The sequence below is a fragment of the Sphingobium sp. CCH11-B1 genome, assembly GCF_001556865.1.
GTDB lineage: Bacteria > Pseudomonadota > Alphaproteobacteria > Sphingomonadales > Sphingomonadaceae > Sphingobium.
This window is the reverse complement of sequence record NZ_LSJY01000115.1, coordinates 1-15,353: the sequence shown is the minus strand read 5'-3', so window position 1 is coordinate 15,353 and position 15,353 is coordinate 1. Positions and strand designations below refer to the sequence as shown.

Annotated in this window: 18 protein-coding genes; 11 read left to right on the top strand and 7 right to left on the bottom strand. The window is 63.9% G+C overall.

Translation table 11 applies throughout. The features are described 5' to 3' along the window. Window positions 1-28: 28 nt before the first annotated feature. Window positions 29-2,311 carry an LPS-assembly protein LptD gene (locus AX724_RS12280; RefSeq protein WP_443018709.1) on the bottom strand — a complete coding sequence of 761 codons (2,283 nt, stop codon included), beginning with the start codon at window positions 2,309-2,311 and terminating at the stop codon, window positions 29-31. 189 nt (window positions 2,312-2,500) lie between these two features. On the opposite strand from AX724_RS12280, the gene AX724_RS12275 reads away from it, so the two are divergent. Together AX724_RS12275 and AX724_RS12270 are read left to right on the top strand one after the other, a co-directional pair. Beyond that, window positions 2,501-3,946: a leucyl aminopeptidase gene (locus tag AX724_RS12275; RefSeq protein WP_066766824.1), complete on the top strand. Its 1,446-nt coding sequence runs from the start codon at window positions 2,501-2,503 to the stop codon at window positions 3,944-3,946. Further along, entirely contained in the window at window positions 3,946-4,383 is a 438-nt protein-coding gene (locus AX724_RS12270; RefSeq protein ID WP_066766822.1) for a DNA polymerase III subunit chi, read from the top strand. The genes AX724_RS12275 and AX724_RS12270 overlap by 1 nt, the downstream gene beginning before the upstream one ends. Window positions 4,384-4,438: 55 nt before the next feature. Here AX724_RS12270 and AX724_RS12265 read toward each other — a convergent pair whose 3' ends face one another. After that, window positions 4,439-4,900 (bottom strand): hypothetical protein, encoded by a 462-nt coding sequence (locus AX724_RS12265; protein ID WP_066766818.1) that lies wholly within the window; start codon window positions 4,898-4,900, stop codon window positions 4,439-4,441. Window positions 4,901-5,093: 193 nt separating this feature from the next. Between AX724_RS12265 and ndk the strand changes: the two genes are divergently transcribed. Next, window positions 5,094-5,516: a nucleoside-diphosphate kinase gene (gene ndk / locus AX724_RS12260; protein ID WP_066766815.1), complete on the top strand. Its 423-nt coding sequence runs from the start codon at window positions 5,094-5,096 to the stop codon at window positions 5,514-5,516. 64 nt (window positions 5,517-5,580) lie between these two features. Here the strand turns inward: ndk and AX724_RS12255 are convergent, their stop codons facing one another. The 3 genes from AX724_RS12255 to AX724_RS12245 form a co-directional block, all read right to left on the bottom strand. Then, complete coding sequence (locus AX724_RS12255) at window positions 5,581-6,432, bottom strand: sulfite exporter TauE/SafE family protein (RefSeq protein WP_197421570.1); 852 nt, start codon at window positions 6,430-6,432, stop codon at window positions 5,581-5,583. 67 nt (window positions 6,433-6,499) lie between these two features. After that, window positions 6,500-7,144 carry a hypothetical protein gene (locus AX724_RS12250; protein ID WP_066766812.1) on the bottom strand — a complete coding sequence of 215 codons (645 nt, stop codon included), beginning with the start codon at window positions 7,142-7,144 and terminating at the stop codon, window positions 6,500-6,502. A gap of 1 nt (window position 7,145) precedes the next feature. Continuing rightward, a complete protein-coding gene (locus AX724_RS12245) occupies window positions 7,146-7,820 on the bottom strand; it encodes a glutathione S-transferase family protein (protein ID WP_066766873.1) in 675 nt (224 codons plus the stop codon). A 109-nt stretch (window positions 7,821-7,929) separates the two neighbouring features. Between AX724_RS12245 and AX724_RS12240 the strand changes: the two genes are divergently transcribed. After that, window positions 7,930-8,787, top strand: coding sequence for a Rossmann-like and DUF2520 domain-containing protein (locus tag AX724_RS12240; RefSeq protein ID WP_066766810.1), 858 nt, complete (start codon window positions 7,930-7,932; stop codon window positions 8,785-8,787). A gap of 405 nt (window positions 8,788-9,192) precedes the next feature. Here the strand turns inward: AX724_RS12240 and AX724_RS12235 are convergent, their stop codons facing one another. Continuing rightward, complete coding sequence (locus AX724_RS12235) at window positions 9,193-10,122, bottom strand: electron transfer flavoprotein subunit alpha/FixB family protein (protein ID WP_066766808.1); 930 nt, start codon at window positions 10,120-10,122, stop codon at window positions 9,193-9,195. Continuing rightward, window positions 10,119-10,868, bottom strand: a complete 750-nt coding sequence (locus AX724_RS12230) for an electron transfer flavoprotein subunit beta/FixA family protein (RefSeq protein ID WP_066766806.1) — start codon at window positions 10,866-10,868, stop codon at window positions 10,119-10,121. Before AX724_RS12230 ends, AX724_RS12235 begins: the two co-directional genes overlap by 4 nt. Before the next feature lie 130 nt (window positions 10,869-10,998). Between AX724_RS12230 and AX724_RS12225 the strand changes: the two genes are divergently transcribed. The 7 genes from AX724_RS12225 to AX724_RS24965 all read left to right on the top strand — a co-directional run bounded on the left by AX724_RS12225 (window position 10,999) and on the right by AX724_RS24965 (window position 15,318). Continuing rightward, window positions 10,999-11,733, top strand: coding sequence for a FadR/GntR family transcriptional regulator (locus AX724_RS12225; RefSeq protein ID WP_066766799.1), 735 nt, complete (start codon window positions 10,999-11,001; stop codon window positions 11,731-11,733). 69 nt (window positions 11,734-11,802) lie between these two features. Continuing rightward, complete coding sequence (locus tag AX724_RS12220) at window positions 11,803-12,990, top strand: CaiB/BaiF CoA transferase family protein (protein ID WP_066766796.1); 1,188 nt, start codon at window positions 11,803-11,805, stop codon at window positions 12,988-12,990. 351 nt (window positions 12,991-13,341) lie between these two features. Beyond that, window positions 13,342-13,521, top strand: coding sequence for a hypothetical protein (locus AX724_RS12215; RefSeq protein WP_066766793.1), 180 nt, complete (start codon window positions 13,342-13,344; stop codon window positions 13,519-13,521). Between the two features lie 60 nt (window positions 13,522-13,581). Continuing rightward, window positions 13,582-14,121, top strand: coding sequence for a response regulator transcription factor (locus AX724_RS12210; RefSeq protein ID WP_082733516.1), 540 nt, complete (start codon window positions 13,582-13,584; stop codon window positions 14,119-14,121). Between the two features lie 58 nt (window positions 14,122-14,179). Continuing rightward, window positions 14,180-14,518, top strand: a complete 339-nt coding sequence (locus AX724_RS12205; RefSeq protein ID WP_066766784.1) for a hypothetical protein — start codon at window positions 14,180-14,182, stop codon at window positions 14,516-14,518. Between the two features lie 33 nt (window positions 14,519-14,551). After that, window positions 14,552-14,989, top strand: coding sequence for a hypothetical protein (locus tag AX724_RS24055; protein WP_066766781.1), 438 nt, complete (start codon window positions 14,552-14,554; stop codon window positions 14,987-14,989). After that, window positions 14,899-15,318, top strand: coding sequence for a JAB domain-containing protein (locus AX724_RS24965; protein WP_443018711.1), 420 nt, complete (start codon window positions 14,899-14,901; stop codon window positions 15,316-15,318). Before AX724_RS24055 ends, AX724_RS24965 begins: the two co-directional genes overlap by 91 nt. The last annotated feature ends 35 nt before the right edge of the window (window positions 15,319-15,353 follow it).

Sequence of the window (15,353 nt, the reverse complement as noted above, 5' to 3'; positions counted from 1 at the left end):
CCCTGACAGGATCGCGGGAGCCTGTTCCTTATATGCCAATATTGCGGAAAGCTAGACGAAGCTGGAAGCTGTTGCCCTTTCGCGCGTCGCCATTAGCCTGATAGTCGCGCCGCCAGGTCAGCCCCAGCGTCAGGCAATCGTCTTCATAAGCGACACCGAGGCGGTGGCGGACCGGCTGATAGCCGTCCGACATGCTGATCGGATCTTCGCGCGCGTCGGTAAGGTCGATCACCGTCGAGCCGAAGACCGACCAGAAGCGCGCGAACTGTACCCGGCCGCCCAGGCGCAGCTCTTCCCGGTCCTGCAAATCCTCCACGCCCGCGACCGCATTGCGGTTGAGGCGCAGATAGCCCGCCATCACATAGGTCGACTTGCTGCCGATCGTCGCGTCAATCTCGTTGCGGCGGACGGCCAGGCTGTCCTTGTCCAGGCGATAGCGGTGGGTGAGCGCCACGAAATCCTTGTAGCGGATGGTGGTGCGGCCGACGATGTCGGACAGCCGACCGGACAGGCCCGTACCGTCTGGCAGGATGCTTGGCCGGCGGTCCAGCCGGTAGCTTTGGCCGATATTCGCCTGGATCGAGACGTTCGGGATTTCCAGTCCATATTCAAGGCCATAGGTGACGCGGGAACTGTCCTCGAACCGGTCGTAGCCAGCGAAGCGATTGAGCGCGAAGAGGTTGCTGTCCTCCAGGTCGACGGCGCGCGCATCCTCATTGGGGAGCGACAGGTTGGCAAGATGCGGCGCGGCCACGATCTGGACGCGGGGCGCGATGCGCTGCACGCCGCCCAGCGCCTCGCCCATGAAGGGCCAGCGCATGTCGATCGCCGCCGCCGCGATGCCGCGGGTCTGCCAGCCTGCATCGCCGGCATAGGCGGGTATCGGGTTCAGCAGCCGGTCGCTGCTGTGATAGAGGTCGCCGCGCAGATAGCCGGTGAAGGTCACTTCCTGGCCAAGGCCCGTCAGCGTGCGCAGGTTCCATTCCGCGCCGGCGAAGGCACGCTGCGTATCCTGCCCGCTGGTGCGGCTGATCGCGAGGGTGTTCGCCTGAAACTGGAGAACGCCGCCCAGCAACGGGTCGGTCATGCGGTAACGATAGTCGAGCACCGGAAGGGCGATTGGCTGCTGCCCCTGCGAATCGCCCTGGCGCAACGTCTGCACCGCCCAGCCGCGCAGCGAGAAATAGCTGTTGTCGCCGATCCGTTGCGCGCCGATGGTCGAGCGCAGCCGGTCGTCCCGGCTGACGTCGTAGCGGCGCAGGAAGGTGCGGTCGGTGGCCACGCGGACCGATCCGTCGACGCTCCATTCCGGCGTCAGCTGCATCGCGCCGCTGGTTTCCAGATAGCCGCGCACGTCCTTCTGCGAATTGGCGGGCAGGGTGGGGTCGATTTCCCCCGTCCCGACGCGCCGGCCGTAGGTGACATAGCCCGTCACCTGATAGGCGCCGCGATCCCACAGATGCCGGTAGTTGGTTTCCAGCATCGGCAGCGCGTCGGAATAGACGTGCGGCGTGATCGTCAGGTCGCGGTTCGGCGCGAGCTTGAAATAATAGGGCAGCGCCACTTCGAACCCGTTGTTGCGGTCGTAGCGCAGATTGGGGACCATGAGGCCGCTGCCGCCTTCGTCGCCGACCGGGTGGGACAGGCCCGGCAGCGGAATGAGCGGCAGGCCGAACAGTTCGACATTGGCGTTGGTGTAGCTCACGCGCTCGCGCGTGGGATCGTACACGACCTTGACGGCGTTGATCTGCCAGGTCGGCTCCTTGGGGCAACCGTCGCCATCCTCCACCGAGCAGCCGGTATAGGCGGCGCGGTGCAGCGTATAGACGCCGTTCGCCCGCTCGCCCTTCACCGCCGCCAGCCGCCCGCCGGTCTGAAGCACCAGCAGCATATTGTCGACCGCGCCGTCCTTCAGCGTGTCGGTGACGTCGAAGCGGTCGCCATAGGCGGTGTTGCCTTCCGGGTCGGTGACCGAGACATTGCCTTGCGCCTCCACCTTGCCGCTGGTGCGGTTCCACACCACCCGGTCTGCGCGCAGGCGGTTGCCCTCGCGCACCAGCTGGACATGGCCGCTGGCGGTCACGACCTCCGTATTGCTGTCATATTCCAGGGTATCGGCGGCGAAGCCGATCTGGTCGTCGCTCGCCGGGGCGGGCGCATCGGGCGCGCTGACGGGCGCCTGCGGCTCGTTGAGGCGGGGTTCGGGCGCTTCCTGCGCGAACGCCTGCGGGATCGCGAGCAGTGCGATGCCGCCCAGCAGCGCCGCGCGGGCGGACGGGCAAAAGCATCGGGGAAAGGGAACGTGGGACAAACGGTTGAGCCTTATCGACGGGCGCATCTGGCCTTCGCCTATCGCAGAGCCGGCCCGTCCGCAATCATTGCCGCACTGGCACGGGCAGCAAAATCGGTCGAACGGCTTTGCCTCCCTGCGAAAGCGCACTATCTGGCAGACAGCAAGGCGGTTTCCGCCGATCGCCCGACAAGAGGAAAAAGAGCCCCGATGGATATTCAGTTCAGCCCGACCCGCCCCGACGCAGACACGCTGGTCCTTGCCGTGCAGAAGGGCGGTTTCGACGCGCTGCCGATCGGCGCAGCCGCCACGCTGGCGGCGGGCGCGGCTGCGTCGCGCTTCACGGGCGAGGCGGGGACGAGCTTCGAGAGCTTCGTTGCCGAGGGCGATCGGACGTTGCGCGTGCTGCTGCTGGGCATCGGCGGCGGCAGCGTGCAGGACGCGGAGAAGGCCGGCGCGGCGCTGACGGCGAAGCTGGCGACAAGCGGCGCGACCCATGCGGCGGTCGAGTTCGTCGGCGGCGCGAGCAGCGACGTGGCGGCGGCGCTGGCCTTCGGCGCGCGGCTGCGCGGTTGGCGCATCGACACCTACCGCACGCGCCAGAGCGAAAAGGCGAAGCCAACGCTCAAGACGCTGACGCTGGTTGGAGAGGGTGCCGAGGGCGCATGGCAGGCGCAGGCCGCGATCGCGGAAGGCGTTGCCTTCACCCGCGAACTGGTGTCGGAACCGGCGAACATCCTCTATCCCGAAAGTTTCGTGGAGCGGTGCCGGCACCTCGCTGAACTGGGCGTCAAGATCACCGTGCTGGACAAGGCGGCGATGGAAGAGCTGGGCATGGGATCGCTGCTGGGCGTGGCGCAGGGCAGCGTGCGCGAGGCGCGGCTGCTGGCGATGGAATGGGACGGCACCGGGGGCGCTGTCGAAAAGCCGGTCGTCTTCGTCGGCAAGGGCGTGACCTTCGACACCGGCGGCATCTCCATCAAGCCGGCCGCCGGCATGGAGGACATGAAGTGGGACATGGGCGGCGCAGGCGCGGTCGCAGGCGCGATGAAGGCGCTGGCGGGGCGCAAGGCGAAGGCGCGGGTCGTCGGCATTTGCGGCCTGGTCGAAAATATGCCCGACGGCAACGCGCAACGCCCCGGCGACATCGTGACATCCATGTCGGGCCAGACCATCGAGGTGCTGAACACCGACGCGGAAGGGCGGCTGGTGCTGTGCGATGCGCTGACCTGGGCGCAGCGGACCTATAACCCGCAAGTGATTGTCGATCTCGCCACGCTGACCGGCGCGATGATCGTGTCGCTGGGCAATGAATATGCGGGCATCTTCTCCAACGACGATGGCCTGGCGCAAGACCTGATCGCGGCGGGGCAGGCGGTGGGCGATCCGCTGTGGCGTTTCCCGCTGTCGCCCGCCTATGACAAGCTGATCGACAGCCCGATCGCCGACATGAAGAATATCGGCCCGCGCTATGCCGGGTCGATCACGGCGGCGCAGTTCCTGAAGCGTTTCATCGAGGATGGCGTCAAATGGGCGCATCTCGACATCGCCGGCATGGTTTGGGCGGACAAGCCGGGCGGCACCTGGGACAAGGGCGCGACCGGATATGGCGTGCGCCTGATCGACCGCTATGTCGCGGATCGCTTCGAACGCTGATGCAGGTCGATTTCTACCAGTTGAGCCGCGATCCTGTGGAACAGGTGCTGCCCGTCATTGCGGGCCGCATCCTGGGGCTGGGCGCGCGGCTGCTGGTGGTGGCGGGCGAGCCCGATCGGCTGGCGCGCATTTCCGAGGGGCTGTGGGCCGGGCCGGCCGAGAGCTTCCTGGCGCATGGCCGCGCGGGGGAGGGCGGCGAGACTCACCAGCCGATCCTGTTGAGCGAAAGCTGCGCGGCGGCGAACGGGGCGCGGCATGTGGCGCTTGCCGACGGCGTCTGGCGCGACGAGGCGCTGGGCTTCGAGCGCGCCTTCTACTTTTTCGACGCCGACACGATCGAGAAAGCGCGCACGAACTGGCGCACGCTGAGCAAGGCGGATGGGGTGGAGCCGCGCTTCTGGAGGCAGGAGGGACGGAAGTGGGTGCAGGGGCCTTAGGGTTTGTCTGCTGGCGACCAATTGTTGCCGTCGAAAGGGCTGTGCCTGCTGCTTCTTAGCGGACGTTTACGGGGTCGTCCGGCCACGCGCCTGCTTGAACCACCTCTACTAAACCTTCAATCGTAACTGGACGCTTTGGCCTTCCCGGCAGCAGATAGCCCAACGCGATCCTTATAGCGAAGAAGACAACCACTCCAATTGCACCAGCAAACCCAGTGCTGAGTTTGAGCGGCATGGCGATGCAGAGCGTGAGCGCGGTCGAAGAGATCAGCAAAAGCATCGTAAGCAAAATGTCGCGCGGAGAGGCTCCTTCCCGATTGAAGAATATATCCCATTGCTGATTTAGCTTTGAGAAGTCCGTGCCATATTGCTCGTGCAATCGCTGAAAAAGGTCTGAGGCATCGTCCCCGTCAACGCCTAGATCATGCCAGAGGCGGGCTGTCGGCAGCAGTTTTGCGCGGCGCACTCCTTGATCTTTGACTAGCAGATCGGTGATGGCTTCCAATGGATTGATCATAGCTTATCAATAGCCGTTTCCCGGCTGTCCGCTATTATTTCATATCGTCCGGAAGCTGACAGTCCGCTAACCACCCATCCCGCCCGTTGGTCAGCCCAGCGCAGCCGCGCTCTTGGCACCCCCTTGCGGCATGGCCGTGCCGCGTCTAAAGGGCGCGCGACTTTCTTTCCAACAATCCGGAGTATCGAGGGCCATGGCCGTCACGCGCACCTTTTCGATCATCAAGCCCGACGCCACCCGTCGCAACCTGACCGGCGCGGTCACCAAGATGCTGGAGGAAGCGGGCCTGCGCGTCGTCGCGTCCAAGCGCATCCGCATGAGCCGCGAGCAGGCCGAGGGCTTCTATGCCGTGCACAAGGATCGCCCCTTCTTCGCTGACCTCGTCGCCTTCATGATCTCCGGCCCGGTGGTCGTGCAGGTGCTGGAAGGCGAGGACGCCGTGAAGCGCAACCGCGACGTCATGGGCGCGACCAATCCCGCCAATGCCGACGCCGGCACGATCCGCAAGGAACTGGCCGAATCGATCGAGGCCAATTCGGTCCATGGGTCGGACAGCGAGGAAAATGCCGCGACCGAGATCGCCTATTTCTTCAAGCCGGAAGAAATCGTCGGCTGAAAACCTGCAACCGGCACAAAGAATGGCCCGGCGCTTCCCCTGTGGAGCGCCGGGCTCTTTCTTGTCAGCGGCGGATGGCCAGCGGCGCGGCGGCGTGGATGGCGGGCGCGTCCGGCATGGCGCGCGCCTTCACGAACAATTGCCAGGACGAGACGGCGAGCACCGCCGCCAGCAACGGCTGGAGCATCCGGTCGGGCGCGTGGGAGGACAGGTAGCTTCCGACGATCACGCCGGGGATCGATCCGATCAGCAGGTTGGTCAGCAATGTTCCGTTGACATCGCCCATCAACCAGTGGCCGGTTCCTGCGATCAGTGCCAGCGGCACGGCATGGGCGATGTCCGATCCCACGATGCGCGACACCTGGAGCCGGGGATAGAGAACCAGCAGCACGGTAACGCCGATCGCGCCCGCGCCCACGGAGGAAACGGAGACCGCCGCGCCGATCAGCGCGCCCAGCGTCACGGTGCTGGCGATGATGGCGCTTTGCGATTTGGGTATGTCGAGCGCGCGGCGATGGTTGAAGAGCCATTTCCTTCCCGCCACCCCCACCGCCGTCAGCGCCAGCAGGCTGGCGAGCGAGAGGAGGATGATCTTTTCGGCAGACTGGCCGATTTCCCCCACACGACCGAGCAGGATGAGGGCAAGGATGGCGGCCGGCACACTGCCCATCGCCATGCGCCGCACGATGCGCCAGTCCACCGTCTCACGCGATCCATGGACGGCCGATCCCGCGATCTTGGTAATGGCGGCGAAGAGCAGGTCGGTGCCAACCGCCGTTTTGGCGGAAAAGCCGAAGAAAAGGACAAGCAGCGGCGTCATCAGCGATCCGCCGCCCACCCCGGTCAGGCCGACGAGCGTCCCCACGAGCAAGCCGGCGATGGCGTGGAAGAGGTCGATCGATCCGAGCATGCTCATCTTCGCCTCCTTCCCCGACACAAGGCTGCAGACAAGGCGCTTTTAGGTTTCAGGGCGAGAAGCAGGACTAGGGCCGTTTCGCCGTAAGCCGCGCCCAGCGAGCATCGACCGCCGCTTTGGCGACATCGGGACGAAGTGCATCCACCCGAGACAGGCCGCGCAGCGACAGGCGGTGCCCGGCAATCCACCCACCCGCTATGCCATAGCCGATGTCGTAAAGGGCGACGCTTTCATGCATATCGCCGCCGGCGGTGAAGCGCGTGGTAATGGCGACCGGCAGCTTCTCGTCGCCGACACTCTCGTCAGGCAGCTTCGCCCGGTCGCGCGCCTTCTTGAGAGCGCCCTCGAACCACTCCGCCTCTATCCGCGCGTCGCCGCTGGTGTCCACAGGGGCCAAGCCGAGGGCAGAAGGGAAGATAAGGGTCTGGCTCTGGATGATGTGCGCCGGATCGCCCGGCGCGATGGCGATGCGGTCGTCCTTCACCGATGCGGCGCGCAGGACGATGGCGGACGCGCGGGCGGAAGCCTTGCTGCTTTCCGCTGCCTTTTCCGTGCGCTCCTCGCGCTTGTCGGCCCAGTTGAGATAGAGGGTGAGGGCGGAGATCAGCACCGCCAGCACCGCGACTCCTTCGCCCAGGCTGATCCAGCGGCGGCGGATGGCGGCGGCCTCCGCGGCCTGGCTTTCCTTGGTCTCGGGTGCGGGATCGCTCATGTCACGCGGTCTGTTGCGGCATTTCGAACCGGTCGATCACCCAATCCTCCGCCTGCGCCCCGCCGATCCATTCTTGCATCCAGGGATGGGCGATGATTGCGCGCATATAGGCCTCCGCAAAGCGGGCGACGGGCAACTGGTAAGTGATGAGGCGGGTGACGACCGGCGCGAACATCACGTCGGCCGCGCCGAACTGGCCGAACAGAAATTCGCCGTCGCCGCCGTGGCGGGCGCGGGCCTGCGCCCAAAGCTGCATCAGGCGCGCCAGATCCTGCGCCACCGCCGGCGAAGGGGGGACGGCGTCGTAGATGCGGCGGATATTCATGCTGTGCTCGCGGCGCAGCGCGGCGAAGCTGGAATGCATTTCCGCCGCCATCGAGCGGGCCATGGCGCGCGCCGCTGGATCGACCGGCCAGAATCGGTCGCCGTCCGTCTTTTCATTCAGATATTCGACGATCGCCAGGCTGTCCCACACGACTATATCGTCGCCGTCCCACAGGATCGGCACCTTGCCGGAAGACGGTGCGAATTCGTCGCCCTCGCGCCGCTTCTCCCACGCCTCGTCATACAGGGGGACGACAACCTCCTCGAAGGGAAGGCCCGAGAGCTTGCACGCAAGCCAGCCGCGCAGCGACCAGCTGGAATAGGCCTTGTTGCCGATAAAGAGCTTCATCATGGGGCCGCAGCTTAGACGGGGCGCGCGGCACAAGTCGAGAGCGAAGGCGCAAAACAGGCGCGGCTGGCGGAAAAGGCCCTTGTCCGCTAGACCCGCGCGCGTGAGCAGCATGGCGGAAAAGCGGCGCGTCGGCGTCATTGGATCGGGCCGGGTGGCGCAGGCGATGGCGCTGGGTCTTGCGCGTATGTCGGCTGGGCCGCCGATGCTGTGGGGGCGGAATGCGGCCCGCGCGGAAGCAGCGGCGGCGCGGCTCGGCGGGGTGGAGGTCGCGCCCGGCCTGGACGCGCTGGCGCAGCGATGCGGGCTGATATTGCTGGCGGTGTCGGACGATGGGGTCGGCGCGGTGGCAGAGGCGCTGGCGGCGCATGTGCGGCCCGGCTGTTTCGCGTTTCATGGGAGCGGACGCAGCGGGGCGGCGATCCTGTCGCCATTGGCAAAGCGCGGCGCGCTGACGGCGGCGATCCATCCGGCGATGACCTTTACCGGCGATCCGGCGGGGGAGGTCGCCCGCATGGCCGGTGCGCGATTTGCCGTGACCTGCGCGGACGATGCGATGGACATCGCGCTGGCGGTCGTGGCGGGGCTGGACGGGGTTGCGGTGCCCGTGGCCGAGGCGCAGCGCACGCTGTACCACGCGGCCTTGTGCCACGCGGCCAACCATCTGGTGACGCTGATCGCCGGGGCGGGCGAGGCGCTGGCGCTGGCAGGAGTGGCGGAACCGGGTGCGCTGATGGCGCCACTGGTGCGTGCGGCGCTGGATAACGGCCTGGAGCGGGGCATTGCCGGCCTGTCGGGGCCGTTGTTGCGGGGGGATAGGGCGACCATTGCCGATCATCTGGCGGCGATGGCGCGGGATTGCCCCGACCTGCTGCCACCCTATCGCGCGATGGCGCGAGCGACGCTCAGGGAACAGGAGCGCACGGGCGCGCCCGCATCGCCGCAGATGCGCGCGCTGCTGGAGGAATGAAGAGCAATGGGGGCCGTCGGCACACTGCCGGCGCTCGACCGTGTCGAGGGATGCGGATGAGCGGCGCGGGCAGGCCGGAAACCGGAAAATGGCCGAGCCGGAATCCAATCCACGATGCTTCTGTTTTTATTTTCAAATATGTAATGAAAATGAGATGGTGAATAAGGCCCCCAGAAAGGCCCCAGTTCGTTCTTGCTGGAATCGGGAATCACATTGGATTCCCAATTACTTACCGCAAGGCTAAGCACAAGGGAACGGACCATGAATGGAGCGAGGTAGCAGGGAATGCCCGGCGCTCATCGTCGCGCAACAGCTCATCTTCTCTACGACAATGCAGCCGACGACAGACGTAAAAAGGGCGCGGCATCTTTATTTCGCGCCCTTTCCTATGCGATGGCGTCGCGCTTACAGCTTGGCTGTCAGCTCCGGCACGATCTTGAACAGATCACCCACCAGCCCGATATCGGCCACCTGGAAAATCGGCGCATCCTCATCCTTGTTGATGGCGATGATGGTCTTGCTGTCCTTCATCCCCGCCAAATGCTGGATCGCCCCGGAAATACCGACCGCAACATAGACTTCGGGTGCCACGATCTTGCCGGTCTGCCCGACCTGATAGTCGTTGGGCACATAACCCGCATCGACCGCCGCCCGGCTGGCACCGACCGCAGCGCCGAGCTTGTCGGCCAGCGGATAGATGACTTCCTCGAACATCGGCCCATCCTTGAGCGCCCGGCCACCCGACACGATGATCTTTGCGCTGGTCAGCTCCGGCCGCTCCAGCTTGGCGATCTCCGCCCCGACAAAGGACGACAGCCCCTTGTCCCCGGTCGAAGCCACCGCTTCCACCGTGCCCGAACCACCTTCGCGAGCCGCCTTCTCGAACGCCGTACCGCGAACGGTGATGACCTTCTTGGCATCCTTGCTCTTGACCGTAGCAATCGCATTGCCCGCATAGATCGGCCGCGTGAACGTGTCCTCGCCTTCAACCGAAAGAACGTCGCTGATCTGCATCACGTCGAGCAGAGCCGCAACGCGGGGCGCGATATTCTTGCCGTTGCTGGTGGCGGGCGCAATGAAGGCGTCATGATGCCCCATCAGTTCCACGACCAGCGGCGCGATATTCTCGGCAAGCGCATGGCCATAGGCGGCATCGTCAGCGACATGCACCTTGCCGACACCGGCAATCTGCGCGGCGGCGGCGGCAACGCTATCAACGCCTTCGCCAGCGACGAGCAGATGCACTTCGCCCAGCTTCGCAGCGGCGGTGATGGCAGACAGCGTTGCGTCCTTGACCGCGCCGCCTTCATGTTCAACCCAGACAAGCGTCTTCATGCGGCAACTCCCATGGCCTTGAGCTTGGCAACCAGTTCATCGACATCGGCCACCTTGACGCCGGCGGTGCGCTTTGGCGGCTCGACGACCTTCAGCGTCTCCAGCCGCGCCCCGATATCCACGCCATAATCGGCAGGCGTTTTCTGCGCGAGCGGCTTGGACTTGGCCTTCATGATGTTGGGCAGCGACGCATAGCGCGGCTCGTTCAAGCGCAAGTCGGTGGTGATGATCGCAGGCGTCGACAGCTTCACCGTCTCCAGCCCGCCATCGACTTCGCGCGTCACCGACACGCTGTCGCCTTCGACCTCGACCTTCGACGCGAACGTGCCCTGCGGCAGGTTCAACAGCGCCGCCAGCATCTGGCCGGTCTGGTTGCTGTCATCATCGATCGCCTGCTTGCCCAGAATGATCAGGCCAGCGCCTTCCTCTTCCTGCACCTTGGCAAGCAGCTTGGCGACGGCCAGCGGTTCGACGTCTTCATCGGTCTGGATCAGGATCGCGCGGTCGGCACCCATGGCAAGCGACGTGCGCAGCGTTTCCTGCGCCTTGGTGACGCCGATCGACACAGCAATCACTTCGGTCGCCACGCCCTTTTCCTTCAGGCGGATGGCTTCCTCGACGGCGATCTCGTCGAACGGGTTCATGCTCATCTTGACGTTCGCCAGATCGACGCCCGTGCCGTCCGCTTTCACGCGCGGCTTCACATTATAATCAATCACCCGCTTAACGGGCACAAGGATCTTCATGGCTTGCTCCATTTCTATAATGGTCAGACCATTAATGAATGAAAGGTGTCTGTCAATCCCGTTCGGTCCGGCCATTGCGCCTTTCTCGGCGTCGGCTATAGCTTTGCGCATCCCTATCGGAGCGCACTCTATGGCATCGTCCCCATCCCACAAGCCCAGTTTCGCCCCCATCAAAACGCGGCGCGCGTTCGAGGTGATCTGTGAACAGATCCGCGAGCAATTGGCGGCGGGTACGCTCAAGGCGGGAGACAAGCTGCCTGCCGAACGGGAATTGGCGGTCGAATTTCAGGTCAGTCGCAGCGCGTTGCGGGAGGCGCTGCGCAGCCTGGAGGTCGCGGGAATCATCCGCAATGTGAAGGGCGCGAAGGGCGGGGCGTTCGTGCAGACGGCCGAGCCGGACCGGATCGTGCAGGCGATGCAGGATTATGTCCATCTGGGCGATATTTCGCTGGGCGAACTGACCGAGGCGCGGATCGCCTTGCAAGATATCATCGTCCGGCTGGCGTGCGCGCGCGCCACGGAAACCGACCTGGCGGAGTTGGAGGCGATTGCCGCGCGGACCAAGCGGGAAACCAGCGTGGAGGCGCGCTATGCCTGTGCGGTGGAATATTATGCGGTGCTGGCCCGTGCGACCAAGAACCGCATTTTCGGCATCTTCGTGGATTCGCTGTCGGCGATCCTGCACGAATTTGTACGCGGGCCGGACTATGAAACGTTGCAGCAATCGCTGATCGAATCCCGGTTCAAGCTGGTGCGGCATTTGCGGGCGAAGGATGAGCAAGCGGCCGTCGCGGAAATGCGCAAGCATCTGGAGCGGGTGCATCGCCATGTCCGCAAGAACAGCAAGGCCGCCACCAAGGGCTGATTGACCGCGCCATCTCTGCCATGCAATAGGTAGGACCATTGAATATATGGCTCCATAGGTAGGTGCGGCATGGCGGATGATGGCAAGCGAGTGATGGCGGGCGCGCTGGACGGCGTGCGGGTGCTGGATTTCACCAGTGTCATGGCCGGGCCGTTCGCCACCCGGATGCTCGCCGACCTTGGTGCGGAGGTCATCAAGGTGGAATCGCTTGAGGGCGATCAGGTCCGTGCGCGGCCCCCCAAGCGGGACGGCCATAGCGCCTATTTCGGCAATCTGAACGCGGGCAAGCAGTCGATCGCCTGCAACCTCAAATCGCCGGAGATCGTCGCGCTCATCACGCAACTGGTTGCCACCTGCGACGTGCTAGTGGAAAATTTCCGGCCCGGTGTCATGGCGCGCTTTGGCCTCGACTTTGCGACGCTGACGGCGATCAACCCGCGGCTCATCTATTGCTCGATCTCCGGCTATGGCCAGACCGGGCCGAAGGCGCTTTTCCCGGCCTATGCGCCGGTGATCCATGCCGCCAGCGGGTTCGACATGGTCAACCTGCGCTATCAGGACGGGGCGGACCGGCCCGCGACCAGTGGCATCTTCATCGCCGACGTGCTGGGTGGCACCCATGCGTTCGGCGCGATCCAGGCCGCGCTCTATCAGCGGGAGCGGACGGGGCAGGGGCAGCATATCGACCTGTCGATGCTGGAAGCGATGGTCGGCATGCTAGTGTTCGAGACACAGGAGGCGCAGTTTCCCGGCGATGCGCGCCGACCGCTCTATACGCCGCTCAAGACCAGCGACGGCTTCATCATGGTCGCGCCCACCAGTCCGCGCAATTTCGAGCAGTTGACCGATGCGGTCGGCCATCCCGAATGGCGAGACAATCCACGTTTCCGGACCAATGCGGATCGCAATGCCCATTGGGCGACGTTGCTGGCGCTCACCGAGCAATGGACGCTGGAGCGCAGCGCGGCGGAGGCCGAGGCGATCCTGTCGCGTCATGGCGTGCCCTGCGCCCGTTATCGCGAGATTGGCGAGTTGCTGGACGATCCGCAATTGGCGGCGCGGGGTGCGTTCGCGCAGGTGCATGACGATGCGGGTGCCTTCAAGGTGCCCAACCCGCCCTTCCGCATGAGCGGGTCGCGGGTCGAGGCGCGGGACCATGTCGCGCGACTGGGCGAGGATGGCGCGTCAGTGCTGACCGGGCTGGGCGTCAGCGCGGAGGCGGTGGCGGCACTGCGGGCCAGCGGCGATCTGGGCTGACTGAGGCGCTGCAAAGCCTGCGAAGTTCACACCGTTGCAGGCCACGCATTTGCGTGGGAGCGGAGTCGTGGCGTGGCCTTCGCAATAGGAGATTTTTTGCGAAGTTCATGCGCGCGCCTGTGCGGACAGGGTGGCGTGGGACGGACGGTTGCAAAGAGCCAGGGAGGATTATGGCATGGGGGTGGTGGTGTAGGACAGGGGGAGCTGGCCAGAACTGGCCGATAGGCGAATGTCTGGTTTGGAGCCGAGATTTAGAGTTAGCTGCCGTTCGCTCGGCGTCAAATCGAAAACACCCCCGATTCGGACAAGTCTCGCGTCGATTTTGTCACGGCTTGACTCTAGGCGCACGCCATGAACGCTGTTTTTACCCTGCTCGATGAAAAAATGCTGCTTGAGGATTTGATCAACCCTCATAACGCTGGGCTGTGCGCAGCCCTTTGCGACTCCATCAACGGCGATATTCACATCCTCAATCACAAGATCCGGCTGCTCACCCTGCTTGTCAACGAATCAACGGAGTTGCGCGGCTAGGAGGCTGGCTATAGGTAATTCTACCTAGAGATCCCGTTGCCGGGGTTCTTTGGGGGTAGAATGTCCGATGCACGAGATTCAGCCGCGGCGAAATTGACAGATCGTCAGCGCGAATGCCTGAGACTGCTGGGGCAAAATTTCCGAATCAAAGAAATTGCGATCCGTCTAGGAAACTCCCCCGAAACGGTGAAGCAGCACCTGGCCGCTGCCCGCAAATTGTTCGACGTCCAGACGAGCGTCGAGGCGGCGCGCGCCTTCCTCGCTTATGAACAGAGCGTTGGCCAGCTTTCGACGTGGCAAGAAGCCCAAGGTTTTCCGCCAGAAACGGTGAATGAAGTGCATCCCCCAAAAGGGATTAACCCCTCGCTGCCGCTTGCGTCGACGCGCATCGATGATGCACCGATTGGGTCAAGCAGGGAGTGGCGGCGATGGCTTGGGCCATTGGGTTGGCTGATCCCTGCCCATCGTGGGGCGACCAATGATCTGTCTTTGGTCCAGCGGGTCATCCTGCTGATCATCCTGCCTATGGTGATCTTAATGATCAGTGTGGGTGCGCTGGCCAGCTACGAAACCCTTCTGAGTCTCCTCACTCGAGCCTGAGCCGTCATCCCGCTGGATGGCAAAACAGGATCGCCACCGCGATCCAGGGAGAAGAGTCATGTCCAATATCGCAGTGCTTCGTAAGCGCCAGTCCGAACTGCATCAGGAGGCGCCCAAGGTGGCCCAGCAGCTTCGTGATACAGAAATCGCACTTGATTCTACGATCGGCCAACTTGCAAACCTGACACAGATGCTGGTCCAGGCGCGGATAACTGCTAACCTCTCGGCCGTGGTCGGCCAGGACGCGCTGAGTAGTCTGGGTGAGGCACTGCATACGATGATCAAGGGGCGTGCCTCGATGGTCGACGCGCACAATCGCCTAGCCGTGACCGGCAAACAGCTTAGCCTTGATCCGGCCGCCTATGGAGGCATGGAGCAGAAGCCCGCGATGCCCTAAGACGCGCATCGTTCATAACGAGGGCGTTACGATTTGACTCAGCTGCTGCAGTATCTGAACTGGGCGTACATCCCGGGAACCCTAATGGTCGCGGCCATTTGGGGAGGGCGATGCGAACGTATTGCCGTAGGGCTGTTTGTGCTGGCTATCATTAGCACACATTTTGCGACCACGGAATTTACTGCGCGCTATAGCTCAGTCGAGCAAGGTGTCCTCTTTGTCGATCTTCTGCTGGCCGGGGCATTGATCGCCCTGGCCATCAAATCCGACAGGTTTTGGCCAATATGGGCGAGCTCTTTTCACCTGCTCAGCGTTTACACGCACATAGCGATGTTCCTACCACCGATGATTGTCGCGTTTCCTTACGCCTTTCTGGCGGCGTGGTGGGCTTGGCCAACGCAGGCCTCGCTGGTGATCGGGGTTTTCGAACATCGACAACAAAGGCGGAGAGGGTTGAATCGGACCGGTTGAAGCGTTGGTCGAGGTGGCTAACCAACCTGTTTCGCGAAATTGATCACGAACGCGCGTATTTTCTCTTCCTCGACCAGCAGGGGCAAGTTGCAGGCGATGTTTCTTTTGAAGGCATCCAAGCGGAGGTCGGTTTTGATCTGCCCCATATTTTTCGTTCGGCGCTGCGGCGAAACGCCGTCCAAATCATGATGACCCACAATCATCCGAGCGGGGATGTGCAACCATCGAAGCAGGACATTCACGCCACGAGGAGTTTCATCATCGCATGTCAGGTGATCGGCCTTCGTTGCTACGATCATATCATATGGGTGAGGATCAGCGTGCAATAGGCACCCCCTTCGTGGGGTGATCGGCGTGCAAAAAG